Below are 23,156 nucleotides of genomic sequence, written 5' to 3'. Positions count from 1 at the left end.
ATATAGGGGGTAACCATGACATTGTTATCACCTGAAGCTGAGACTGTATTACACGCGCGATATCTGTGGGACGGGGAAACACCGGAATTGTTATTTCACCGGGTTGCTAATTATGTCGCAAAAGCAGAAGCCGGTTACGGACGGGATACTGCCGGTGCGGCTCAGGAGTATTTTGAACTGATGTCCTCACTCGCGTTTCTCCCTAACTCGCCTGCATTAATTAATGCAGGCAAGCCCAAGGCACAACTGGCCGCTTGCTTTGTCCTGCCAATCGAAGATACCCTGGAGGGTATCTTTGATACTCTCAAACATACCGCTTTGATTCATCAGAGTGGTGGAGGAACAGGCTTCTCCTTCTCTCGCCTGCGGCCGGAGGGAGATAGGGTAGGGACAACAGGCGGTGTCTCCAGCGGCCCCATATCTTTTATGCATATCTACGATATGGCAACCCAGGTCGTAAAACAGGGCGCTGCCCGGCGTGGCGCCAACATGGCTATACTGCGGGTCGATCATCCTGATATTTTGTCCTTCATTACGGTTAAACGCCGTCGTGATGCGCTTAATAACTTTAACCTGTCGGTAGGTGTAACCGACGTCTTCATGGAGGCCGTCCATAATCAGACTGATTTTGAACTGGTCAATCCCCACGACGGTATGGCTGTTAAAACAGTACCGGCGAAAGAGATCTTTGACCTGCTTGTACAGATGGCATGGGAAAACGGTGAACCGGGCCTGTTTTTCTTAGATACTGTCAATAGAGCTAACCCTACGCTCCAATTAGGCAAGTTCGAGTCGCCCAATCCTTGCTCAGAACAGCCGTTACTGCCCTATGAGTCCTGTGTCTTGGGATCAATTAACCTGACCAAGATGTTGCATGGTAAAGGGCAGCAGTTAAGCCTTAACAAAGGTAAGCTGGCTCAAACCGTCAGGACAGCGGTCCGATTTTTGGACAATGTAATTGATGTCAACTGCTATCCGTTGCCTGAGGTCGCTAAGGCCACACGGCAAACCCGCAAAATCGGACTTGGCATTATGGGACTGGCTGAGCTATTTATTCTGCTTGATTTACCGTATGCCAGTGAGCAGGCTGTTCAATTGACGAGAGATATTATGGAGTTTATCACAGCTGAAGGCCGAGCAATGTCTGAAGAATTAGGCTGTGAACGAGGCAATTTTCCCGCCTTTACCGGCAGCATTTTCCCCAGGCAAGGTTATAGCAATATGCGGAACGCCACTGTCACCACCATTGCACCGACTGGTACGATCAGCATGATCGCCAACTGCTCAAGCGGTATTGAGCCACTATTTGGATTAGCTATGACCAGGCGGGTTTTGGATGGCAGACTGATTACCAGTGTAAATCAGGTGGCAATTGACTATCTCAAGAATTGGGGACTATATAGCCAGGATGTTTATGAACGAATAGCAGAATTAGGCAGTGTAGCCGGATTGTCTCTGCCTGACAGAGCAAAGAACGTGCTGGCTACTGCCCACGAAATAGAACCAAGTTGGCATGTCGCCCATCTGGCAGCTGCACAGCAATATACTGATAACGGTGTTTCCAAAACAGTAAATCTTCCTAAAAATGCAACACTCCAGGATGTGGCCGAGGTGTTTTTGACAGCCTATGCTCGAGGATGCAAGGGAGTAACGGTATATCGGGATACCAGCCGGGATCAGCAGGTACTTACCCACGGGGTCAGCGGTAGTTGTGAGGAGTGCCAGCTATAATACCAGCATAAGCGTGACAGCAGTCGCGTTTAGACGCAAGGATGTCTGGCGAAAGGGGTAAAGAAAAATGAGAATTGAAAATGAGAACTCGTTGTTGTTGATAGTGGATATTCAAGAAAAGCTATTTCCACATATCAAAAATAATAAAGAATTGGCCCAAAAAACTGTAACTTTGTTGGAAGGCGTAAAGTCTCTCAACCTTCCTATGATGGCAGCCCGGCAATATCCCCGGGGACTTGGCGATACAATTGAAGTGGTGCGTCCTTACTTTACTACCGGGTATTGGGATAAAATGACCTTCAGTTGTTGTGGTAGTGAGCCTCTTCTGGCCCAATTACATGGAACAGGGAGGAAAAATATTATAATTGCCGGTATTGAGGCTCATATCTGTGTTCTGCAAACAGTCATTGATCTGAAACATAACGGATTTTTGCCAGTTGTGGTGACAGATGCTGTGGGTTCCCGCAACGAACGTGATTATGAGATTGCTTTGCGGCGGATGGAGTTTGAGGGGGCTGTGCTTACAACAGTAGAATCCATCCTATTTGAGCTTTGTCGTCAGGCAGGATCAGATGCTTTTAAAACTATTTCCCGTCTGGTCAAGTAAGGGGTAATCTATTATATAAAAAAACTAGTTCATATCACTAAAAGTGATATGAACTAGTTTTTTTTGACTACAAACCACAGATAAGCTTAATTGTAGAACTGATCAATAAAAAGCCAGATGTTGAGCAAGCTGACAATTAATCCAATCACAAGCAAAAGGAGGTTGTGAAGTTTACTGTTGGCATATTTACCCATGACTTTCGAGGATGAAGTTAAATATATCTGCAAAAAAATTGTTATTGGTAATTGTATACTGAGGAGCATTTGCGATACGACAAGTCCCTTAAAAGGATTGGAAATAAGAAAAATGAGAAAAACTGCAGATACATACGTTATTAAGACACCTACACGGGTATGCTGATCCTGAATGTTATACGGCTCGCGAAACATGCCGGCAAAAATACTGCCACCGGCCATACCGGCCGTGCTTGTTGATGATATACCAGCGAATAACAGGGCAAAAGCAAATACAACAGATGCAGTGCTGCCAAGTATCGGTGTAAGCATGTCCCCGGCTTGTTCAAGGGTATCAACATGGATTTGGTGCTGGAAAAATGTAACTGCCGCAATTAAAATCATTGCACTATTGATAGCCCAGCCGATAATCATGGAAAATAGCGTGTCAAGGAATTCGTAATTCAATTGCTTTTTGATAACCTCATCGTCCTCCAGATTCCACTGGCGACTTTGAATGATCTCCGAATGGAGAAACAGGTTATGGGGCATTACTACAGCTCCTAAGACACTCATAACAATCGTCAAAGAGCCATCCGGAACATGCGGCGTCACCCAGCCTTCCACCGCTTGCACCCAATCGATATTGACCAAAGTAAGTTCATATAAAAATGACAAGCCGATCAGTGACACAAAGCCAATAATCCACCGCTCCAAACGTCTGTAGGAACTGCTCCATAACAGCAGGCCTGATGTCAGTGCAGCTATGACTGAGCCAGCAGCCAGCGGGAGGTTAAGTAAGATTTTGAGGGCGATGGCCATTCCGAGTATTTCTGCCAATGCGGTAGCTATAGCGGCTCCTAACGCTGAGATTAAAGCCAGGCGTGAAAGCCAGGGCGGAAGGTACAGAGTGGCCGCTTCAGAGAGGCAGTAACCTGTTACGATGCCAAGGTGGGCTACGTTATGCTGGAGGATAATCAGCATAATTGTGGAAAGGGTCACCATCCATAATAAAGTATAGCCATAATCTGAGCCTGCTGCCATATTCGCAGCCCAATTCCCCGGGTCTATGAAACCAACTGTCACTAAAATCCCCGGACCGATGTAGCGCAGCCATTCACGGGATTTAATATCTGGCAAGTGGCGTTGGGCAAGAAACTTAAACATGATGATGGTAACCTCCACCGATATTTGATATGGAAATTCTACAGTCTGATTTCGAAATTTGCACCATACACTCTTTTTCGTCCAGAATAAGTCTTTGTCCTGCTCCATCTCTAGCATTTTGGATTATAACCATAGATTTCTAAATAATTCTAAAGAGGTTCTAAGAAAAAACAAAAAAATGAATAGTATACTACCGGTATAGCAAGTTAACACAACCATAAAGTATACGAAAATTTGAGGAGGAAGATTACCAATGAAAAAGCTGATTCTGACAACAGTGCTTGCTTCTCTAACCCTGGCCGGCACTGCTTTTGCAAGTGTACCGGGTATGGATGCAGCCGCAGGACAAGGACAAATCGGCTATTCCTATAATAATTTAAAGACAAGTGTGGGAGCGCTTGGCGATCTGGGCACTTTAAAAAATAATAATTTTCAAGCAGCCTATGGTCTAAATGATAAGTTTGCTGTTACCGGCGACTATCTGAATTCTGAGTCAAAGACATACTATTCACCTGGTTATGGCTACTATAATGATCTGAGCCACAATGCAACCGAAATTGGCCTTCAATACAAATTAAATAAAAATGTTGCTGTTTCTGTAGGTAATGTAAAATCTGAACTTAAGGCCAGCAACGACGCAATTTCGACAAGTGAAATGTTTGCCGGAGTTGCGTATAAAGGCTCTGTTGCCAACAATGTCGACAGCTATGCATCCTACATCCGTTCTGAGAATGTGCAAGACTGGAAAGCTGGTCTAACTTACGGCGTAGGTAGCAACATCACACTTGATGCAGGGTATCGTAGTTTTGAGAATAATGACTTGGGTATCAAAGCCAAAGGTATGGGCTTTGGTGCAAACTATAAATTTTGATTAGAGAGAACCGCCAAAAAAGACTACAGATGTAGTCTTTTTTGGTTATTACAGCGATTTTTGTCTTTTGCTAGTAGTAAAGTCCTAGCTTACTAGGATTTTTCGCTCTATTTTATCATTAATATGATTTTTCGCCTTGATCTGGCAGGAATTAGCATCAGACATGTCGAATATGCCAGAAAATGGAGTAATATCCTACGGGGAGGCATTCATGATGGCCCTTGGATTAATTGATAAATTAACTAATTTTCTAATACCGGTTGATGAAGAAGCTGTGGCACCAGAAAGGGCGGAAGTACCTGTTACGAAAGATGCTGCGCAAGAAAACGAACGTCGTCCCAAGTTGAAGGTACATAGTCAACCAGCAGGAAACTTGAAAGTAATCGTTGATTTACCAACAAGTTTCGATGATGTACAGACCTATGCCGACTATCTGAGAAACAGTATTGCTATTGTTGTCAATTATCAGCAGGTTGATATTGCTACTCAGCAGCGGATGAGTGATTTCCTCAATGGGGTTTGCTATATTTTGGGTGGCAGTGTACAGCGTATTTCAGAACAGGTGGTACTTTACGCTTACGCCAACATCGAGGTTGATAAAAAAATATTTGCCTATTCGGTGCCCACCTATGTACGGGTAAAAGAATGATTAACTAAGAGGCTGCGCAACTGCACTAAAAGCAGTTTGCATAGCCTTTTTTATTTAGGCATATCTTACACTTAGAATCACTTAACAGAACAGGAGGCCAAAATTGAGAATTCTTGTTGTCGAGGATGAAAAACCACTCCGGGAAGCTGTCACCGATGTCCTCAGCGAAGAAAACTATCTGGTAGACGGTGTTGGCACAGGCGATGAGGGATTATACCTGGCAGAACAGGGTATCCATGATTTGCTTATTTTAGATATTATGCTGCCTGAATTAAACGGGCTGGAAATAGTTAAGCGGCTAAGGAGCAAGGGTAATTCTACGCCTATTCTCCTCTTAACCGCCAGAGACAGCGTAGAGGATAAGGTAACAGGGCTGAATAACGGAGCCGATGACTATCTTGTCAAACCGTTTGCTGTACCTGAGCTGTTAGCAAGGGTAAAAGCGCTGCTGCGCCGGCGTGGCAATGTCGGGCAGGAGGGCGAGATTGCCTATCATGACATTTTAATCAATGCTAAACTTAAACAGGCAGCTATTGGCGAGCATCCTCTGGATTTAACGCTTAAAGAGTTTGAGTTATTGGAGTTTTTTGTGTTAAACAGTGAACAGATACTCACACGGGAGCAGATTTTCGATCGTATCTGGGGCTTTGAATCTGAGACAACAGCAGGGATTGTTGATTTGTATGTGCATTATCTAAGAAAAAAATTAGCTCCCTTTGGTAAAGATGCCCTTATTAATACAGTGCGCGGCGCAGGGTTTATGTTGAGGGAGAAATAAACATGTTTACCAAAACACTCCGCAAATTGACTCTGTTGAACTCTGCAGTTGTCATGCTCATTTTCTTGACTTTTGGCGCGACGCTTTACTCTTATGTGAGTTCGCAGCTGTTCAATAATATTGATAATGCCATGGAGGAACGGATTAGCTCTTTTAGGGTTGTTAACGGGCGGCCTGACATTAACAGGAGACGTTCGATATTCTTTGACCCCCGGGTTATTATGTTGCTGCGGGATCCCAATGGGCAGGTCGTCATTTTGACCCCTTTCGCATCTGAAGATGGGGAAAACCTTAAGGCGTTAGCTGCACAACTGGAAAGTGGCAGTCTTACCGTAAAGACATACGCCGACCATATATACAGAGTATTATGTTTGCCATATCAATATGATGAAAACGTTTTATTTAGACCAGACGGCAGCAAGCTGGAGATTCAGGAGGTTATTGCAGTAAGTATCGTTGACTCAGAGGTCTCGATGCTGAGACACTTGTTGATCATTATCGCCAGCGGGCTGTTTGCAGGAATACTGGTCATCGGATTAGCTGGATATTACCTGGCACGTCTGGCGCTTGTCCCTATTCAAACAGCGTGGGATCGACAGCAGCAGTTTGTGGCTGATGCCTCCCATGAGCTGCGAACGCCGCTGGCAGTAGTTAAAACCAACGCTGAACTGATGCTGCGTCATCCCGAAAAAACCGTCGAACAGGAGAGTGCGCGCGTCACTAATGTACTCCGGGAAGCGATACGCATGAATAAGCTTGTTTCTACCTTGCTTACGCTGGCAAGAGCCGACGCCAATCAGCTGGAGTTACAGCTTAAATCGGTTGTGGTTAATGAAGTGGTTGAGACAGTAGTCGAACAGTTCAGGCCTCTGGTTGAGCTCAAAGGCTTAGAGCTTAATGTAAGCATAGAACCGCAGATTGAACTGACCGCCGACCGTGAACGCCTGCATCAGTTGCTGGTTATCCTGCTGGATAATGCGTTAAAATATACCGTGCCGCCAGGCAAAATTACCCTTACCTGTTCCAAACTGCAAAATCAGGTTGTATTGAAAGTGGAAGATACCGGTTGTGGTATATTGCCTGAAGACCTGCCGCGCGTTTTTGGCCGCTTCTTTCGCGGTGACAAAGCCCGCCACCGGGAAACAGGCGGAGCCGGTCTCGGGTTATCCATAGCGCAGTGGATTGTTGAAAAGCATGGCGGCAAGATTCGGGCCGAAAGCACGCCTAATGTGGGAACACAGTTCTATATTACGTTGCCTGTTAAGAATAAGGTGTAGTAAACCCAAAAACAGCAGTGTCCTTGCCGGATGCTGCTGTTTTTGATTAATAAAGAAGATCGTGTTGTCATATACTTCATTGAGCCTACGCATGGGTCCAAAGTTTTTTGATGAAGGGAAGGGGTTGCATGAAGGGATTTAAGGCTAAGACCGGCAAGTTTGGTTCTTTAGTCAGCTTGATTGCCCTTAGCGCTATGGTTGTTCTGTTTGCGGCTAATCTACCTGTATTTTTGGATTCAACTTCCGGGCAAATATTTGCCGGTTTATGGGGCGCTTTTGCGTTGGTTATGTGTGCTGCACATATCGTCCGCCTGTCAGCTCAGCGGGAACGTCGCGTGGCTACATTGCCGCTTATGACAGGGCTGAAAGATGCCCGCACTCGGAAGAATCTCCGTATGGTACGGGCGATGCGGGGGTAGTTTCACTAGTTAACAGACTTTACCAGGATTTAATATGTTTTTCGGATCAAATGTTTTCTTTATATTCCTTAATAATCCTATGTGTTCAGTTCCTAGAGAACAGGCCAAATAGGGTTGCTTAGCGTGGCCGATACCATGTTCACCCGAAACTTGCCCGCCAAGTTCTGTGGCTTTTTCGTACATACTCTGCATCGCACCCGCAAGCCTGGTCTCCCACTCTTCTTTGGTAAGGGTATCCCGCAGCACATAGATATGCAGGTTACCGTCACCCGCATGTCCAAAACTTTGAATACGAACGTTCAGCTTGTTCTGCAAGCCTTGAGCGAACTTTACAAACTCTGCAATTTTATTGCGGGGTACGACCACGTCGCACTCATCCATCTCGGTGGTGGAGGCTTTAATGGCTTCAAGAAATGCCCCACGAGCCGACCAGATGGATTGCTGCCTCTCTGGGGTATTCGAGATGTAGACATCATGTGCACTGGCATCAAGACAAATATGTGCGATGTGCTCATAAGCCTTTTCTAACTCTTCGCTGCTATTACCGTCAAAGGTAAGCAACAAGTAGGCATCGGCGGATGTATCAGGAAACTTTTTGCCAAGGAACTCTTCAGCCGCTAGAATTACTTCGCGCTCCATAAATTCAATTGCGGTAGGAATTGACTTTGATTTTATTATTTTAGGTACTGTTTCAATGGCCTGACCAAGGTTAGAGAAAGGTATTAGTAAGCTGAGTGCTTTTTTGGGCAGAGGCAGTAGTCTTAAAATGGCTTTAGTTACAAACCCCAGTGTTCCTTCGGAGCCGACAATGAGTTCTTTAAGACTGTAACCCGAACTATTCTTTACATTTTTACCGCCTAATTGAATGATTTCACCATGGGCAAGCACCACTTCAAGTCCACGCACATAATCCCTGGTAACTCCGTATTTGACAGCACGCATTCCGCCAGCGTTTGTACTGATATTGCCGCCGATTGTTGCGCTTTTTTCACCAGGATCAGGTGGGTAGAAAAAATCATGTCTTTCAACATAAGCAGATAACTCCATTAAAAGTACACCAGGCTCTACCGTGATTGTCAGGTTTTCATCATCAAGTTCGAGAATTTTATTCATTCGTACTGTGCTTAGCATGATACCACCGTACAGTGCAACAGAGCCACCCACCAAACCGGTCCCCTGTCCGCGGGGGGTGACAGGAATGTTATTGTCATATGCGTATTTCATTACTTGCGATACTTCCTCTGTTGTTAACACCTCGACAACAACCTCGGGGTAGCTTCTTACCATACTTAATTCATCACGGCTGTAGATTTCCGGAACATCTTTTCCAACAAATACTCGTTTGATGCCGCAGAGAGAAACTAAAAAATCGATGTCTTTTTCATCAATCTTTTTATATGTCACACCACCAGCTCCTAACTAACAGATTTTTACGACCGGCTATTCTCAAGGGTTTCAATTAATTTTGGAATTATTTCGAATAGATCACCCACAATTCCATAGTGGGAGATGTTAAAGATAGGAGCGTTTTCATCGTTGTTTATTGCGATAATCAGATCGGCTTTATCCATGCCGGCCACGAACTGGATGGCACCTGATACGCCGCAGGCGATTATCAGTTTGGGTTTTACTGTTCTGCCGCTTAATCCAATCTGCAGCCTGGCATCAGCCAACCCCGCTTCGATAAGCGGTCTCGTTACGGCAACCATACCGCCTAGAAGTTCGGCCAAACTATTAAGCATGTCCAAATCTTTTTGATTTTTTATTGCCCGGCCAGCAACAATAATTACCTCAGCATCTTCAACACTGCGAACTTTTTCCTTGTTTTTTACCTGCAATACCTTGATTTTGGACTGCAGCGCTTGCCTGGCTATTTCACACAGTGTAACTTTTCCGGTTGGTTGGGGGATTTTGTCGGCGACAGAGAACACTTTATATCTGACAGTCGCAAATTGCGGTCGATTGTTAGGTGTATAAATGTGAGCCATAATGTTGCCGCCGAAAGCCGGCCGTATTTGGGCTAGATTAGTAGCTTCATCGACGTCGAGGATAGTGCAATCAGCTGTCAGTCCTGTGCGGAAGCGGGCAGCAACCCTGGGAGCCAAAGAACGGCCTAGGTTAGTACTGCCTACTAAGACAATTGTCGGTTTTTGTTTGTTAATAAAATCTTCAAACACAGCAGTATAGGGTTCGATTCTAAAATCCCTTAACTCTGGGTCATCATAAACAAATACCTCGTCTACGCCATAGGTCAGTAGTTTTTGGGCATCATTACTTATGTCATGACCAATAAACAGGCAATAGACAGGGTGATTAATTTTGGCGGCAAGTTCTTTTGCTTTACCAATAAGCTCATAGGTGACCGGATGGAGATTGCCCTGAGTATGGTCGACATAGACTGTGATGCCGCGCCATAATGTTTTGTCAATTTCTTCAACTTTTTCCTCATGGCAGGTAAATACCCCTTTGGGACCGTTTTTGACACATACATTACACATCTTGCAAGCGGCATTAATGGAAAGATACTGATTATCATATTCTATTGCACCAAATGGACAGATCTTAATTAAATCTTCTGGATTCGACACTAAATCTTGCCTAATTATGATTTTGGACATTGCCGTCCTCCTTAAACCAGCTTGAATTCGTGCAATTTTTTTGCAAGTTTGTTTGCGATGTTATCAGCGTTATCGTTCCAAATTTCTCTGTCAATCGTGGACACGGGAGTGAAGATTCTTAGCACCCTGGTTGGTGAACCATTTAGGCCGTATTTTAATTCGTCCTGGTCGGAAAAATCCTTCAATCCATAGAAAGGGATATCTTTGTCTTTAGTTTTTAGTTTTAATTTGAAAGAGGGCAAGCGAGGCTGAAAAATTTCTTTTTCAACGGTAATAAGACATGGAAATAATACTTCGACGGTTTCAACTGTATTTGTCATATCCATCTCAACTACTATGGATTGTTGCTTGACTTCTACTATCCTGCGGACATAAGCTACATGCGGAATATCCAGGAATTCCGCTAACTCAGGACCGACCTGCGCGGTATCGCCATCGGTGGTTTGTTTACCGCAGATAATTAGATCAAATTTGCCCAACTTTCGCATCCCCTGGGACAAGGTATAAGCTGTTGCCAATACGTCAGCTCCAGCAAACTTTCTGTCTGTCAGCAAAGCCCCGTTATCGGCCCCCATCATAAACGCTTCCTGAATAATTACAGCTGACTGAGGCGGCCCCATGCTTACGACCTGTACGGTCGCTTCATTTTCTTCCTTAATCCGTAATGCGGTTTCTACGGCGTATAGATCGTAAGGGTTCATTTTTGAATCTACCCCTTCCCGTTTCAGTACGCCTGTCTCTTTATCTACCTCTACTTCGGTTGTGCCGGGAACCTGCTTGATACATACGACAATATGCAAGAAAAAAACCTCCCTGTTTAACAGACAATGGGCTTCAAGGGTTATACATGTTCTTGTAGATATAGCATGAAGCTATCACGGTTACCTTATACTTTAGATTGAGAAATGTAGTAAGCTGCATAATAAAAAAGCGTCCCAGGTAAGAGGGACGCTTCGAGTGAGTCAATATGAATTAAGCTATCGATGCCAATACATCTGCAAGATGATTTAGCATAGTATCTAAGTCCTCGCGGGTAATGACAAGCGGCGGTTGGAAGGCCATGACGTTTCGATCAGGGCCATTTTTGCCGATTAAGAAGCCACGGTTTTTCATTTGTTCCAAGATAGCGTCTAGCTTCTGTGGTGCTGGCGATTTGTCAGGATTAACCAGTTCGGCACCAAGCATGAGGCCATGACCGCGAATATCACCGATAATAGGATATTTCTTTTGAAGTTCAGCCAGACCACACTTAAGGTATTCGCCAAGTTCTGCGGCCCGTTCGGGTAAGTTGTACTTGGTGAGTACCTCGATAGTCGCCAGCGCTGCGGCTGATGTTACCGGGTTGCCGCCCAAGGTGGAAGCACCGGGACGGGTATATTTATCAGCGATTTCTGGGCGGGAGGTAAACGCGCCGACAGGGGTGCCGTTACCGAGGGCTTTGGCCATAGTCATAATGTCAGGCTCAACGTCATAGTGTTCAACGGCAAACATCTTACCGGTACGGCCAAAGCCTGTCTGGACTTCATCTACAATAAGCAAGATGTTATATTGATCGAGAATTGCTTTTACCCGTTTGAAATAACCGGGCGGAGGGGTAATCATACCACCATTACCCTGAATAGGTTCAGCGATAAGGGCTGCTACTTGGCCGGAAGTGGCAGTCTTTATTACTGTTTCAAGCTCATTGGCACAGGCTAAGTCACACTCAGGATGGCGCTTGCCGTACGGGCAGCGATAGCAATAGGCATTAGGGGCGAAGCTGATGCCGCCGACAGGACTGGTGTCAGTGCGCCACATGGACAGGCCGGTAAGGCTCATGGTCAATTTGGTGCGGCCATGGAGGCCTTGTCGCAAGCTGATAAACTCATGCTTGCCAGTATAGATGGAGGCCAGCAAAGCGGCGCCCTCGTTGGCTTCGGTACCGCTAGAGCAAAAAAAAGTTTTTTGCAGACGGCCTGGTGTGATCTGAGATAGGCGTTCGGCCAGGTTAACAATGTTCTGAGTAAGATAGATTGTACATGTATGCTGCAGGGTAGTGACCTGGTCACAGATAGCTTTGGTAATCTCCGGATGACAGTGGCCACAGTTGACGACTGATACTCCGGCGAAACAGTCAAGATATTGCTTGCCGGTATGGTCGTACAGGTACTGCATTTCGCCCTTGACCAACTGCATCGGTTCAGCATAGAAATGATATACACAAGGAATAATGTATTCTTTCTTTTTACGAACTACTTCTTCAGGCCCGATGTAGGGGTTGCTGTTTATGTCAGTCATGGTTTCACCTCTCAACTTGTTCGCGAAGCTGTTATTATCTGGATATCCGGTAGCGGAAAGCGCCAATACCCAATTCGCGCGGGCTGGCAGTAGTCAGCTTATCGATAAGGGTTTTGTCAAAAGTATGGTCACCACCGGCACTCAACCTGTCAAGTTCAGTCCGGTACACAGCCGTGAGCAAGCCGACAAGCTCTGGGCTATAATGCTGACCTTCAATCCGGTAGTGGTTGAGCCCCGCACTGATAAGTGACGGCAGATGGGGAAGCAGGCACAGATCTTTGGCAAACAAAATGTGGTTGCGGGAATACTGGTCTATCTTAATGTCATGCCGTTCGCCGGCACTGTCTAATAGCGAATAGTGTTGTTCAGAGCACAGCTGAGAGTGGGAGTGAGCGGAGGTTCCCGCAAGGACAGCTGAGGGAACACAGTGGTCAAGCACCATAGCTTCAAGTGCACCATGGACAATCATTTCCAGCGGCAATTGGCTGCTTTGGGACAGTTCGGCAATTTGTTCATAGGTAGCTTCCAGCGAAATGGTGACCTTGCTTGCGCCATTGGTTTTGAGCCAGGCCGTAGTCAGGTGATTGAACAGGTTAAACGAGAAGTCGGCCTGGATAGGCAGGCTTGTGTTCTGCCGTGCCAGGCGTAACATGCCGCTGTTCGAGACCATCAGGCCATGCGGTTCTACCGTTTCAAGACTGGCGAAAAACTGTTCTAGTTCACCCGATTCACGTTCCATCGTAATGCGGGGAGTAGTAACAATAACCTGGGTGTTGTATTTTCCAGCTAGGGTAACAGCACTCTCTATATCCCTTAGAGTCAGCGGCTTGTTTGGTTTGAAAGCCTCACCGCCAATATAGGCAATATCTGCACCGTTTTCAAAGGCGGTAGCCAACGCGTCAAGCCCGGCAACCCGTACTGCCAGTGAAGGACGTTTAGTCGGGGGCCGGTTCGTTGATTCATGGGCTGAGGTACTTATTGCCGGGAGAGCAGCGTTAGCTGAGACACTTGCTTCTTTAACTGCCTGACTGAAAAAGCGCGGTTCACGCTCACCGGTATAGCCAATCGAGCTGGCTCCAGGATTGCCAAGCGCATAGCAGGTAGAAAAGTCGCGGGAACGGTAATCGTAGAGTTCCTGCCAGTCAGCAGCATCAAAAGTATAGCCGGTGGGGTCGGCGATATAACGGTCAATCGCCCGTCGATATAGTTTTACAATCCTACTGACAAAATCGGCAGTACGCATGCGGCCTTCAATCTTGAAAGAGCATACACCCGCCTGAATAAGCTCCGGGAGGGCATTGTACATACACATATCTTTCATCGCCAATTTGTAAGGGCCGGGGTCTTGGGCTGTTACCGCCTGACCGGTGGCGCTGTCAATAAGCTGAAAAGGCCAGCGGCACGGTTTTAGGCAGCGGCCACGGTTCGAGCTTTGCCCAAATACTATCCCGGAATGGTAGCACTGGCCGCTGTGGGCAACACACATATCGCCATGGACAAAATATTCGAGCTCAATACCGGTGCGCTCTTTGAGCAGTGTGAGCTGAGTCAGAGTCAATTCACGATTGGTTACCACCCGGGTTATGCCGTAATCCATCAGCGTTTTTATCGAATGCTCATTATGCGTATTCATCATAACTGAGGCGTGTAGCGGCACGGTTATGTTTAGTTCACGCGCCAGCTCGAGAATAGCCAGGTCTTGAACAATCAGCGCATCTGGCTGAAGCTGGTTTAACAATTTGAGGTAATCGCGCATGCCGGGGATTTCCCGTTCACTGATTAGGTTATTGACGGTAACATAGAGGCGGACATTATGTGCATGGGCGTATTTTACCGCGCGGGTCAGTTTTTCATCGTCAAAGTTGGTATCTGTGCGGTGCAGTCGCATATTAAAGCGTTTGCCACCAAGGTATACGGCATCAGCGCCAGCAGCAACCGCAGCTTCAAGTACGTCCCAGGTACCGACCGGAGCCAAGAGTTCAACAGATTGTGGGGTTAATCGCATTTATTTCACTCCAGATTTTCTATAGTAATTATTCAAATACTTCTTTTGCTTGTGCCAGCAGCGATTGAGGCAGTTCAACGCCTAAATTACCAGCAACAAAGGCATTAAGCTGAACTTCAGGATGATCCACAAGACCGACAGGTATGTCGCCAGGGTTGGCACCAGCAAGAATCTGTGCTGCTTTGGCGGCGCAGGCACGACCCAACTCGTAGTGATTGGCTACAAGAGCACCTAAAGCGCCTGACGGCACATTCGGCGCATGCGAGGTGATAATCGGCAGATTGGCTGATTCGGCATAGTAGGCCACACTGGCAAAGTTTTCTTCAATAACCCGGCCAATAGGCAGAAACAGAGCATCAAGATTAGGGGTTAGTTTATCAGGTAAAGTCGACAGATCCTCAGGCTTGTCTGCCGGCAGGTCAACCAGCGTAAATATATCGTTGGCTGCTTGTTTAAAATTCGCTGCCTCCAGCACAGCATTACTGTCGCCGGTGTGGTACAAAATTCCGAGGGTTTTGGCAGCAGGCAACAGTTCACGGATAAAAGCAACTTTGGCGGCAGCGGGAACCATGCCGGCTACGCCCGTAGCCTTGCCGCCGGGCTTGTCCAGTGTATTAACCAAGGCCACTCCTACCGGGTCAAACACAGGCGTGAATACCACTGGGATAGTACCGTCTAATTTTACAGCCGCCTGAGCAGCCGGTGTAGAACAGGCAAAGATAAGGTCAACTTTTTGCTCGGCCAGTTTGCCGGCAAGCTGTGGTAAATCGCCCAAAGCGCCATCAGCGTTCAAATAATGAAATTCAGCTATTAGGTTTTGTTCAGCCAGTCCGGCTTTAAAGCCGCGTACCGCGTCGTCAAGATTCTGCGTTAATTGTAAAATACCAATATGATGCAAGCGCACAACACCTCTGGTTTCCTTTTTTATTACAGTTTCCACATTTAGTTGATTAATACCTGCCGTGAATTTGACAAATTAACTGATAAGGTAGACTTAGCCGCTCGCCTGTGCCCTTTGGGTATAACTCCCACTTGTATACCCTAAAGGGCACAGGAAAGATGGGAGTCTTAGAGCGGGTTAGTCATCGGATAAAATTCTATCATTCACAGGTTGGCCCAGTCGTGGTAAACTAGGAAATATACGTTTACACCGGAGGATGCTTGATCTTATGTTTGTCCATTTGCACAATCACACTGAATATAGCCTGTTAGACGGAGCCGGACGAATTGCAGACCTGGTACGCCGGGCGAAAGAAATGGGGATGCCGGCGGTCGCAATGACTGACCACGGCACGATGTACGGCACCATTGATTTTTATAAACAAGCCAAGAAGCAGGGCATTAAGCCGATCATCGGCTGCGAGGTGTATGTCGCACCCCGTTCACGTTTAGATAAAGCGGCGGTTGAGGGTGAGTCGTATTATCACCTGATTTTGCTGGCCGCCAATGAGCAAGGGTATCGTAACCTTATCGAGCTGGTATCGCGTGGCTACAGCGAAGGTTTCTATTATAAACCCCGTATTGACCGGGAAATACTGCGCACTTACAGTGAGGGGCTTATCGGCTTAAGCGCTTGTATCGCTGGTGAAATCCCAGCGGCTATCTTGCGGGGGGATATGGATAAGGCAGAAGCACTGGCCAGCGAGTATATCGAAATATTTGGGACGGAAAACTTTTATATAGAGCTTCAGGATCATGGCATGCCTGAGGAAAAGCAGGCAAACAGGCACCTGGTTAAGCTGGCGAAAAAATTAGGGCTTGGTCTTGTTGCCACTAATGATGCCCATTATATCAACAAGCAGGATGCCGAGTGTCATGATGTTCTGCTCTGTATTCAGACCGGTAAGACGGTTGACGACCAGAACCGGATGAAGTTTCCTAGTGATGAGTTTTATCTAAAAAGTCCGGCTGAAATGGCTGAACTTTTTGCTGAATACCCTGAAGCGCTGGCCAATACCTGTAAGATTGCCGAGCGCTGCGATGTTACATTTGATTTTGACAAGCTCTATCTGCCCGATTTCCCTACACCAGACGGAATAAATGATGATGAGTATCTGGCTCAACTGTGCCGGGAGGCCATTCCCAGACGGTATGCTGAGTTAACACCTGAGGTAACGGCACGGCTTGACTTTGAACTTGACGTTATAAAAAAAATGGGATATTCCAGCTACTTCTTGATTGTCTGGGATTTTGTCAATTATTCCCGCAGCCAGTCTATACCGGTAGGTCCGGGGCGGGGTTCAGCAGCCGGCAGTATTGTGGCTTATTTGTTAGGGATTACAAATATTGACCCACTTAAATATGGTCTGCTCTTTGAACGGTTTTTGAATCCGGAACGGGTATCAATGCCTGATATTGATATTGATTTTTGTTATGAACGCCGTAGCAAAATCATTGAATATGTTGTAGCTCGTTATGGCAGCGACCGCGTGGCACAAATTATTACCTTTGGTACTATGGCGGCACGGGCAGCCATTCGCGATGTAGGCCGGGCCTTGAACCTGCCTTATGGTGAGGTTGACCGGATTGCTAAGCTGGTGCCAGCCGAACTTGGCATTACTCTAAAAAAAGCATTAACCGCCAACCAAGAGCTAAAAGGCTTATATGATACTGAAGAGACGGTGCGAAAACTTGTTGATCTGGCTATGGCGGTAGAAGGCTTGCCGCGCCATGCTTCAACCCACGCGGCTGGTCTGGTTATTGCCAAGGAGCCGCTGACTCACTTTGCACCGCTGCAGCTATCAAGCGAAGGGTTTGTCACCACTCAGTTTGACAAAGACCGGATTGAAGAAATTGGCCTCTTAAAGATGGACCTTCTGGGGCTTAGAACGTTAACCGTAATTGGCGATGCGATTGCCTTAATCAAAGAAAATCGTGGCGAGGAGCTCGATATAGAGCAGATTCCCCTGGCAGATACCAAAACCTGTGTTATGTTGTCCACTGGCGATACGTCAGGCGTATTCCAGATGGAATCAAGCGGCATGACAAATCTGGTGAAGGATCTTAAGCCCGAGCGGTTTGACGACCTAATCCCGTTAGTGGCGCTCTACCGGCCAGGGCCGCTTGGCAGCGGCATGGTGTCAGACTTTATTGACGGCCGTCATGAGAAAAAAGTAGTTACTTATTTACACCCTTTGCTTGAACCTATTTTGAAAGATACATTTGGCGTAATTTTGTATCAGGAACAGGTTATGCAGATTGCCTCGGTGCTGGCCGGTTTTTCGCTGGGACAAGCTGATCTTTTGCGGCGGGCGATGGGTAAAAAGAAACACGAGGTGCTGGCCGCTCAACGAGAGTCTTTTCTTAAGGGCGCGGCTGAGCGGGGAATTGATGCCAAGCTGGCCCATGATGTCTTTGAACTCATGACACATTTTGCCGACTATGGTTTTAATAAATCCCACAGCGCCGCGTACGCGCTGGTAGCTTATCAGACGGCTTATTTGAAGGCTCACTATTCTCAAGAATTTTACGCTGCCTTGTTAACAAGCGTAATGGGGACCAATGATAAGGTTGGCTATTATATTGAAGAATGCCGCCGCCGGGGGATTTCAGTTCTGTCACCGGATATTAACGCGAGCGGTACGGCTTTTTCTGTTGACGGCAATGCCATCCGCTTTGGCTTGGCCGGTGTCAAAAACGCGGGCGGCAATGCCCTTCAGAGCATCATCTCGGCTCGTCAGAAGGGTGGTAAATTTACCTCACTTGTTGATTTTTGCTCCCGTGTCGATATGCGGGTGGTCAACAAACGGGTGATTGAGAGTTTAATCAAATGCGGGGCGTTTGACTCACTTAAGGCCCGGCGTTCACAGCTTTTAAATGTACTGGAGCAGGCGGTGGAGGTGGCTGCCTGCCGACAAAAGGACGCGGCAAGTGGGCAGTTGGGTTTGTTCGGTGATGACACCATCGAGTGTGTGGATGATGTTATTCTGCCTGATGTACCCGAATTACCTCAGGAAGAGTTGCTGGCGTTAGAAAAAGAAATAACCGGTTTTTATGTAACCGGTCATCCGTTGGATAAATATCGGGCTAAGCTCTCGTCCCTGCCCGCGCTTGGCGGTTTAGCCGAAGGCCAATATACCGACGGGCAGCCCATTCGGGTGGGTGGACTGATTGCCAGTGCTAAGCGCATTAATACCAAGAACGGCAGCATGATGTGTTTTATTAATCTTGAAGATTTCACCGGACAAGTAGAGGTCATCGTATTTCCCCGGATTTTTGAAAAAACAGGTCGCCTGCTGGCGCCTGATTTGCCGGTGATGGTTTCCGGGCGTCTTAACATTCATGAAGAAGGCGCCAAGATTATGGCCGACGATATAATCCCGCTCAATAGTGCAGGTGCAGAGGTCAGAATCACATTGCGCAAAGAGCAGGAAACGCCCGCCACCCTAGCCGGGCTAAAAAAAATGCTGAATAAACATGCCGGTTCATCGGCCGTCTACCTGCATCTGGTTGACAGCAAACGTGTAATTAAAACAGAGCGCGATTTTTGGATTGAGCCGACACCGGCAGCTCTTGCTGCCATTGAAGGGCTTTTAGGCAAAGGGGCTGTCACTACCTGTTAAACACCAGGAGTGACAGCATAGCTGCACCTTCCCTGGCATATTGTTTGGCAGTAAGATAAGCATTATCTGCCATAGGGGCTGGCGAACCGCTGGCCTCTATGCCTAATTGTTGTGCTAAGACCAGCGACCGCCTGATATGGGAAGAGTTAGAGACAATGATGGCTTGGCGAAAGCCTTGATCGCGCATAATGTTTTTAGAATAAAGCAGGTTCTGATAGGTATTGAAGGATTTATTTTCGACATAGATTTTTTCGGGCGGGATACCTTTGGCGATAAGATAAGTACGCATAACATCAGCTTCGCTGGCTATTTCATCCAGGCCTTGAGCGCCACTAACAATGATGGAAGGGGCGAAGCCCTGATTATATAACTGTACTGCTTCATCAAGCCTAAGCCTAAGCATTGTGCTGGGCTGATCGCCGATCAGCTTAGCCCCTAAGACAATAATAGTATCGCTCGGAACAGGTTTGGTTAAGTAACCAACGGTAACAATGGGTATTTCAACAACTGCCACAGTAATGACTACAAGCAGTAACAGATAGCGTCTCAGTTTTTGGCTTAAAAGTAGCTTCATAGTGCTAATGCCTCCGTAGATATTTGTGAGTATCAATTTTATTATAGCACTATGGATAACCATGCGTGCTAATTTAACTGTATTAAATTTTGAGGAATTTTTAGTAGTTATGCGAAAAATGTTGCAGTTTGCCAGTAAAAAATATTAGAATAAGAGATGTTATAATTTGTTATCATTATTTGATATTTACAACAGGGGGACGTGTGATGGAAATAATCGTCTGTGTCAAACAAGTGCCAGACACTACTGAGGTTAAAATTGACCCGCAGACTAATACTCTGATTCGCCAGGGCGTACCAAGTATTGTAAATCCTTTTGATAAAAATGCGGTAGAAGAGGCATTGAAGCTAAAAGAAAAGCATGGCGGCCGGGTAACCGTAATTTCTATGGGACCGCCCCAGGCTAAAGAAGCCCTAAAAGAGTGTATTGCCCTGGGTGCTGACGAAGCAATTCTGATGAGTGACCGTGCCTTTGGCGGAGCCGATACGCTGGCTACCAGCCATACTCTGGCTGCGGGAATAAAAAAACTTGGTAACTTTGACGTAATCCTATGTGGTAAGCAGGCCATTGACGGCGACACTGCCCAGGTAGGGCCGGAGATTGCCGAGCATCTCGATATTGCTCAGATTACCTATGTATCCAAACTTGAAATTACTGATGGCATTGTTCGGGCTGAGCGCGAGCATGAAGAAGGCTATGAGATTATTGAGACCAAGCTGCCTGTACTGCTTAGTGTTGTGAAATCAATTAACGAACCGCGCTATCCCAGCATCAAAGGAACCATGAAAGCTAACCGCAAAGAGATACCTGTCTGGACAGCTGCTGATATTGAGGTAAATCCAGAACAGATTGGACTTAAAGGGTCACCTACTCAAGTGCGCCGTATCTTTACCCCCAAACAGCGGGTTCAGGGTGAGATTATTCAGGAGGATAATGCCCGCGCTGCTGTAACACGATTGCTGACTAAACTTAATCAGGCGAAAATCATCTGATATCAGGGGGGAGATTTAGAATGGCTGTTAATGTAGATAAAGAACTATGTATAGGCTGTAGTGCCTGTGTCAGCGCCTGCCCGTTTGGCGCGATTGTCATGGAAGGCGATAAAGCCGTAATTACCGATGCTTGTACGGTATGCGGCGCGTGTATTGATGTCTGTCCTGTAACGGCTATCAGTCGCCCGGCTGCTGGAAAACCGGCAGTAGATAACAACGACTATAAGGGTGTTTGGGTATATATCGAACAGTTTGAAGGCAAGGCCCGCAATGTTGGACTTGAGCTGCTGGGGGAAGGCCGTAAGCTGGCTGAGTCTATGGGGCAGGAATTAGCGGCTGTGGTCATTGGCGAAGGTGTTGAGCAACTGGCCAAGGACATGTTTGCCAGCGGTGCTGACAAGGTGTATTTACTAGAAGGCGCCGAATATAAGCACTATAGTACTGATGCTTATACGATTGCTCTTACTGATTTAATTAATACATACAAACCCTCGGTTATCCTTATGGGGGCAACCAATGACGGGCGCGACCTTGGCCCCCGGGTAGCCTGCCGGGTAGGCACAGGTCTGACTGCCGACTGCACCAGCCTGGGTATTGACGAAGAAACAGGGCTTGTCGCCTGGACACGTCCGGCGTTTGGCGGCAACATTATGGCCACCATTCTCTGCCCTAACCATCGTCCGCAAATGGGAACTGTCCGGCCTAACGTATTCAAACGCCCTGAGCAGGATATGTCCCGCAGCGGTGAGCTTGTGCGTGTTGCCAGCAAAGTGAAACAGGAAGATATCCGTACCAAGCTTATTGAAATTTTGTCACTTAGTGATGCGGCATCCTGCAATTTAGAAGAGGCCCAGTTTATTGTCTCCGGCGGCCGGGGAATGGGCAAACCCGAAAACTTTGTGCTTATCGAAGAATTGGCTAATGTTCTGGGCGGCGCAGTCGGCGCATCCCGCGCAGCTGTTGACGCCGGCTGGAAACCTGCTATTCACCAGGTCGGACAAACCGGTAAAACAGTAGCCCCCAAAGTCTATATTGCCTGCGGCATCAGTGGCGCTATTCAGCATTTGGCTGGCATGTCGACATCAGACATCATTATCGCGATCAATAAAGACGCTGATGCGCCTATCTTTAAGTCTGCCAACTTCGGTATTGTTGGCGATGCATTGGAAGTACTGCCTGTGCTGATTGAAGAGATTAAGAAAATCAAACAGGCTTGTTAGCAGTAGTAAAAAAGACAGTCCCGCAATCCGGTAATTTCGGAATGCGGGACTGTCTTTTTGCTTATAAGATCAGCTAGGCAGACTTATTGACATTTTTCTTCCGTCTGCACCATATTCTTGCTTCTGGCAACATACAGACCGGTCAAGATTATGACAGCGCCAATGAACTGCAGCCAGCCAAATGTTTCATCAAGGAACAGGTAGCCGGCGCCAACGGCAAACACGGGTGACAGGTTGTTATACAGAGAGGCTGTGGTGCTGCCAGCCTTGGCGGTACCCCAAATCCAGAGGCAGTTTGCCAGACAGAGCGGAAATACGCCAGAGTATAAGAAGCTGGCCCAGCCTTGCCAAGGGACCGACTGCCAGTCGACAGCCACTACTGCAGGCAGGGAAATAATTGTAAACAGTCCGGTGGAAATCAGCAGAATGTAGGCCGTCACTTGATACGCTGAATAAGTGGCAGCCAGCGGTCTGGAAAAGACAGTGTAGTAGCCATAACTCATTTGGGCAGTTAAGAGCAGCAAGGCTCCTAAAATATGATCTCCGGAGAGGCTGACTTCTTTGCCTGTTCCGGCTACCATTAGTGCTACACCGGCAAGAGAAATTATGATTCCCCTAATAACTCCCGGTTTGATTCCTTCCAGGTGGTGGAAATGGTTAATGATGGCTATACTGACAGGGAGACAGCCCAGAATAAGCGATGAGTTGCCGGCTGTGGTCAGTTGGATGCCAAATGTGAAGAAGAGTTGAAAAAAGAAGAACCCCAGACTGGATATGATGAGTGCTTTGCGATCTTCACGCCGGAGCGGTATCCAGGTACATAAACGTCGTAAGACAAGCCAGCCGACCGCTAGAGCAGCAAATAAGCGCACAGCATTGTATGGCATAGGCGGTATGTACAGAAGTCCGATTTTCATTACAGGCGGGTTTAAACCCCATAGAAAAGCAACAAGAACTAATATTAAATGTACGTGCATGTCAACACCTCAATATACATATACCATGAAAACGTTAGGACTCCTTCCTGCGTAAACTAGGAATGTTAAGTTTTTGGGGTGGGAGTCAGGGTGAACCAGCTTATTTCCAGGGCTGAAAGCTACGAACGTCAATAAATTTCGACATATGGAAGGATTTGTCATGTGGTCGGCGAATAATTTGATTATACACGTGGCAGGAACGGATGTCTTTATAGAGTTGAGGTGATAGGGTAAACCGGTGAACCAAATGCAGAACAGA

19 protein-coding genes are annotated in these 23,156 nt (G+C 46.8%); 10 read left to right on the top strand and 9 right to left on the bottom strand.

All coding sequences use genetic code 11. The annotated features are described in order from the left end of the window. The first annotated feature begins 15 nt into the window (after nucleotides 1–15). Nucleotides 16–1,731 carry an adenosylcobalamin-dependent ribonucleoside-diphosphate reductase gene (locus VN447_RS11920; RefSeq protein ID WP_325525580.1) on the top strand — a complete coding sequence of 572 codons (1,716 nt, stop codon included), beginning with the start codon at nucleotides 16–18 and terminating at the stop codon, nucleotides 1,729–1,731. Nucleotides 1,732–1,798: 67 nt separating this feature from the next. Next, a complete protein-coding gene (locus VN447_RS11915; protein WP_325525579.1) occupies nucleotides 1,799–2,338 on the top strand; it encodes an isochorismatase family protein in 540 nt (179 codons plus the stop codon). Nucleotides 2,339–2,424: 86 nt separating this feature from the next. On the opposite strand, the gene VN447_RS11910 is transcribed toward VN447_RS11915, so the two are convergent. Then, a complete protein-coding gene (locus tag VN447_RS11910) occupies nucleotides 2,425–3,678 on the bottom strand; it encodes an Nramp family divalent metal transporter (RefSeq protein ID WP_325525578.1) in 1,254 nt (417 codons plus the stop codon). A gap of 253 nt (nucleotides 3,679–3,931) precedes the next feature. Between VN447_RS11910 and VN447_RS11905 the strand changes: the two genes are divergently transcribed. From VN447_RS11905 to VN447_RS11885, 5 genes are all read left to right on the top strand, one after another. After that, a complete protein-coding gene (locus tag VN447_RS11905; RefSeq protein ID WP_325525577.1) occupies nucleotides 3,932–4,549 on the top strand; it encodes a hypothetical protein in 618 nt (205 codons plus the stop codon). A gap of 211 nt (nucleotides 4,550–4,760) precedes the next feature. Continuing rightward, complete coding sequence (locus VN447_RS11900) at nucleotides 4,761–5,198, top strand: cell division protein SepF (RefSeq protein ID WP_325525576.1); 438 nt, start codon at nucleotides 4,761–4,763, stop codon at nucleotides 5,196–5,198. A gap of 103 nt (nucleotides 5,199–5,301) precedes the next feature. After that, the gene (locus VN447_RS11895; RefSeq protein WP_325525575.1) at nucleotides 5,302–5,976 is read left to right on the top strand and encodes a response regulator transcription factor; all 675 of its coding nucleotides are present in this window, start codon (nucleotides 5,302–5,304) and stop codon (nucleotides 5,974–5,976) included. A 2-nt stretch (nucleotides 5,977–5,978) separates the two neighbouring features. Then, nucleotides 5,979–7,253 (top strand): HAMP domain-containing sensor histidine kinase, encoded by a 1,275-nt coding sequence (locus VN447_RS11890; protein WP_325525574.1) that lies wholly within the window; start codon nucleotides 5,979–5,981, stop codon nucleotides 7,251–7,253. Nucleotides 7,254–7,381: 128 nt separating this feature from the next. Continuing rightward, nucleotides 7,382–7,672, top strand: a complete 291-nt coding sequence (locus VN447_RS11885) for a hypothetical protein (protein WP_325525573.1) — start codon at nucleotides 7,382–7,384, stop codon at nucleotides 7,670–7,672. 9 nt (nucleotides 7,673–7,681) lie between these two features. Here VN447_RS11885 and VN447_RS11880 read toward each other — a convergent pair whose 3' ends face one another. The 6 genes from VN447_RS11880 to VN447_RS11855 form a co-directional block, all read right to left on the bottom strand. Continuing rightward, nucleotides 7,682–9,076 carry an FAD-binding oxidoreductase gene (locus VN447_RS11880; protein ID WP_325525572.1) on the bottom strand — a complete coding sequence of 465 codons (1,395 nt, stop codon included), beginning with the start codon at nucleotides 9,074–9,076 and terminating at the stop codon, nucleotides 7,682–7,684. A gap of 26 nt (nucleotides 9,077–9,102) precedes the next feature. Next, the gene (locus tag VN447_RS11875; RefSeq protein ID WP_325525571.1) at nucleotides 9,103–10,290 is read right to left on the bottom strand and encodes an electron transfer flavoprotein subunit alpha/FixB family protein; all 1,188 of its coding nucleotides are present in this window, start codon (nucleotides 10,288–10,290) and stop codon (nucleotides 9,103–9,105) included. A gap of 11 nt (nucleotides 10,291–10,301) precedes the next feature. Beyond that, on the bottom strand, nucleotides 10,302–11,090 hold the full coding sequence (locus VN447_RS11870) for an electron transfer flavoprotein subunit beta/FixA family protein (RefSeq protein ID WP_325525570.1): 789 nt from the start codon (nucleotides 11,088–11,090) through the stop codon (nucleotides 10,302–10,304). Nucleotides 11,091–11,262: 172 nt separating this feature from the next. Further along, nucleotides 11,263–12,567 (bottom strand): aspartate aminotransferase family protein, encoded by a 1,305-nt coding sequence (locus tag VN447_RS11865; protein ID WP_325525569.1) that lies wholly within the window; start codon nucleotides 12,565–12,567, stop codon nucleotides 11,263–11,265. 34 nt (nucleotides 12,568–12,601) lie between these two features. After that, the gene (locus tag VN447_RS11860) at nucleotides 12,602–14,572 is read right to left on the bottom strand and encodes a peptidase U32 family protein (protein WP_325525568.1); all 1,971 of its coding nucleotides are present in this window, start codon (nucleotides 14,570–14,572) and stop codon (nucleotides 12,602–12,604) included. Nucleotides 14,573–14,600: 28 nt separating this feature from the next. Beyond that, the gene (locus VN447_RS11855) at nucleotides 14,601–15,476 is read right to left on the bottom strand and encodes an ABC transporter substrate-binding protein (protein ID WP_325525567.1); all 876 of its coding nucleotides are present in this window, start codon (nucleotides 15,474–15,476) and stop codon (nucleotides 14,601–14,603) included. A gap of 265 nt (nucleotides 15,477–15,741) precedes the next feature. On the opposite strand from VN447_RS11855, the gene VN447_RS11850 reads away from it, so the two are divergent. Beyond that, nucleotides 15,742–19,134: a DNA polymerase III subunit alpha gene (locus VN447_RS11850; RefSeq protein ID WP_325525566.1), complete on the top strand. Its 3,393-nt coding sequence runs from the start codon at nucleotides 15,742–15,744 to the stop codon at nucleotides 19,132–19,134. Here the strand turns inward: VN447_RS11850 and VN447_RS11845 are convergent. Beyond that, entirely contained in the window at nucleotides 19,124–19,708 is a 585-nt protein-coding gene (locus VN447_RS11845) for a YdcF family protein (protein WP_325525565.1), read from the bottom strand. The two genes, VN447_RS11850 and VN447_RS11845, sit on opposite strands and share 11 nt — an antisense overlap. Nucleotides 19,709–19,914: 206 nt before the next feature. Here VN447_RS11845 and VN447_RS11840 point away from each other — a divergent pair, with 206 nt between their 5' ends. Beyond that, a complete protein-coding gene (locus VN447_RS11840; RefSeq protein ID WP_325525564.1) occupies nucleotides 19,915–20,700 on the top strand; it encodes an electron transfer flavoprotein subunit beta/FixA family protein in 786 nt (261 codons plus the stop codon). Nucleotides 20,701–20,720: 20 nt separating this feature from the next. Beyond that, nucleotides 20,721–21,920, top strand: a complete 1,200-nt coding sequence (locus tag VN447_RS11835) for an electron transfer flavoprotein subunit alpha (RefSeq protein WP_325525563.1) — start codon at nucleotides 20,721–20,723, stop codon at nucleotides 21,918–21,920. A gap of 83 nt (nucleotides 21,921–22,003) precedes the next feature. Here VN447_RS11835 and VN447_RS11830 read toward each other — a convergent pair whose 3' ends face one another. Then, nucleotides 22,004–22,897: a DMT family transporter gene (locus VN447_RS11830; RefSeq protein ID WP_325525562.1), complete on the bottom strand. Its 894-nt coding sequence runs from the start codon at nucleotides 22,895–22,897 to the stop codon at nucleotides 22,004–22,006. Nucleotides 22,898–23,156 lie beyond the last annotated feature (259 nt).

Origin of the sequence: Sporomusa sp. (assembly GCF_035561155.1) — a bacterium.
In the GTDB taxonomy this organism is placed as follows: Bacteria; Bacillota; Negativicutes; order Sporomusales; family Sporomusaceae; genus Sporomusa.
This window is presented reverse-complemented; position numbering and strand designations above follow the sequence as displayed.

Excerpts from the sequence above, each read along its gene's own strand:
- VN447_RS11920 (WP_325525580.1), top strand. The coding sequence starts at position 16 with ATGACATTGTTATCACCTGAAGCTGAGACTGTATTACACGCGCGATAT.
- VN447_RS11915 (WP_325525579.1), top strand. The coding sequence starts at position 1,799 with ATGAGAATTGAAAATGAGAACTCGTTGTTGTTGATAGTGGATATTCAA.
- VN447_RS11910 (WP_325525578.1), bottom strand. The coding sequence starts at position 3,678 with ATGTTTAAGTTTCTTGCCCAACGCCACTTGCCAGATATTAAATCCCGT.
- VN447_RS11905 (WP_325525577.1), top strand. The coding sequence starts at position 3,932 with ATGAAAAAGCTGATTCTGACAACAGTGCTTGCTTCTCTAACCCTGGCC.
- VN447_RS11900 (WP_325525576.1), top strand. The coding sequence starts at position 4,761 with ATGATGGCCCTTGGATTAATTGATAAATTAACTAATTTTCTAATACCG.
- VN447_RS11890 (WP_325525574.1), top strand. The coding sequence starts at position 5,979 with ATGTTTACCAAAACACTCCGCAAATTGACTCTGTTGAACTCTGCAGTT.
- VN447_RS11885 (WP_325525573.1), top strand. The coding sequence starts at position 7,382 with ATGAAGGGATTTAAGGCTAAGACCGGCAAGTTTGGTTCTTTAGTCAGC.
- VN447_RS11875 (WP_325525571.1), bottom strand. The coding sequence starts at position 10,290 with ATGTCCAAAATCATAATTAGGCAAGATTTAGTGTCGAATCCAGAAGAT.
- VN447_RS11865 (WP_325525569.1), bottom strand. The coding sequence starts at position 12,567 with ATGACTGACATAAACAGCAACCCCTACATCGGGCCTGAAGAAGTAGTT.
- VN447_RS11860 (WP_325525568.1), bottom strand. The coding sequence starts at position 14,572 with ATGCGATTAACCCCACAATCTGTTGAACTCTTGGCTCCGGTCGGTACC.
- VN447_RS11850 (WP_325525566.1), top strand. The coding sequence starts at position 15,742 with ATGTTTGTCCATTTGCACAATCACACTGAATATAGCCTGTTAGACGGA.
- VN447_RS11845 (WP_325525565.1), bottom strand. The coding sequence starts at position 19,708 with ATGAAGCTACTTTTAAGCCAAAAACTGAGACGCTATCTGTTACTGCTT.
- VN447_RS11840 (WP_325525564.1), top strand. The coding sequence starts at position 19,915 with ATGGAAATAATCGTCTGTGTCAAACAAGTGCCAGACACTACTGAGGTT.
- VN447_RS11835 (WP_325525563.1), top strand. The coding sequence starts at position 20,721 with ATGGCTGTTAATGTAGATAAAGAACTATGTATAGGCTGTAGTGCCTGT.
- VN447_RS11830 (WP_325525562.1), bottom strand. The coding sequence starts at position 22,897 with ATGCACGTACATTTAATATTAGTTCTTGTTGCTTTTCTATGGGGTTTA.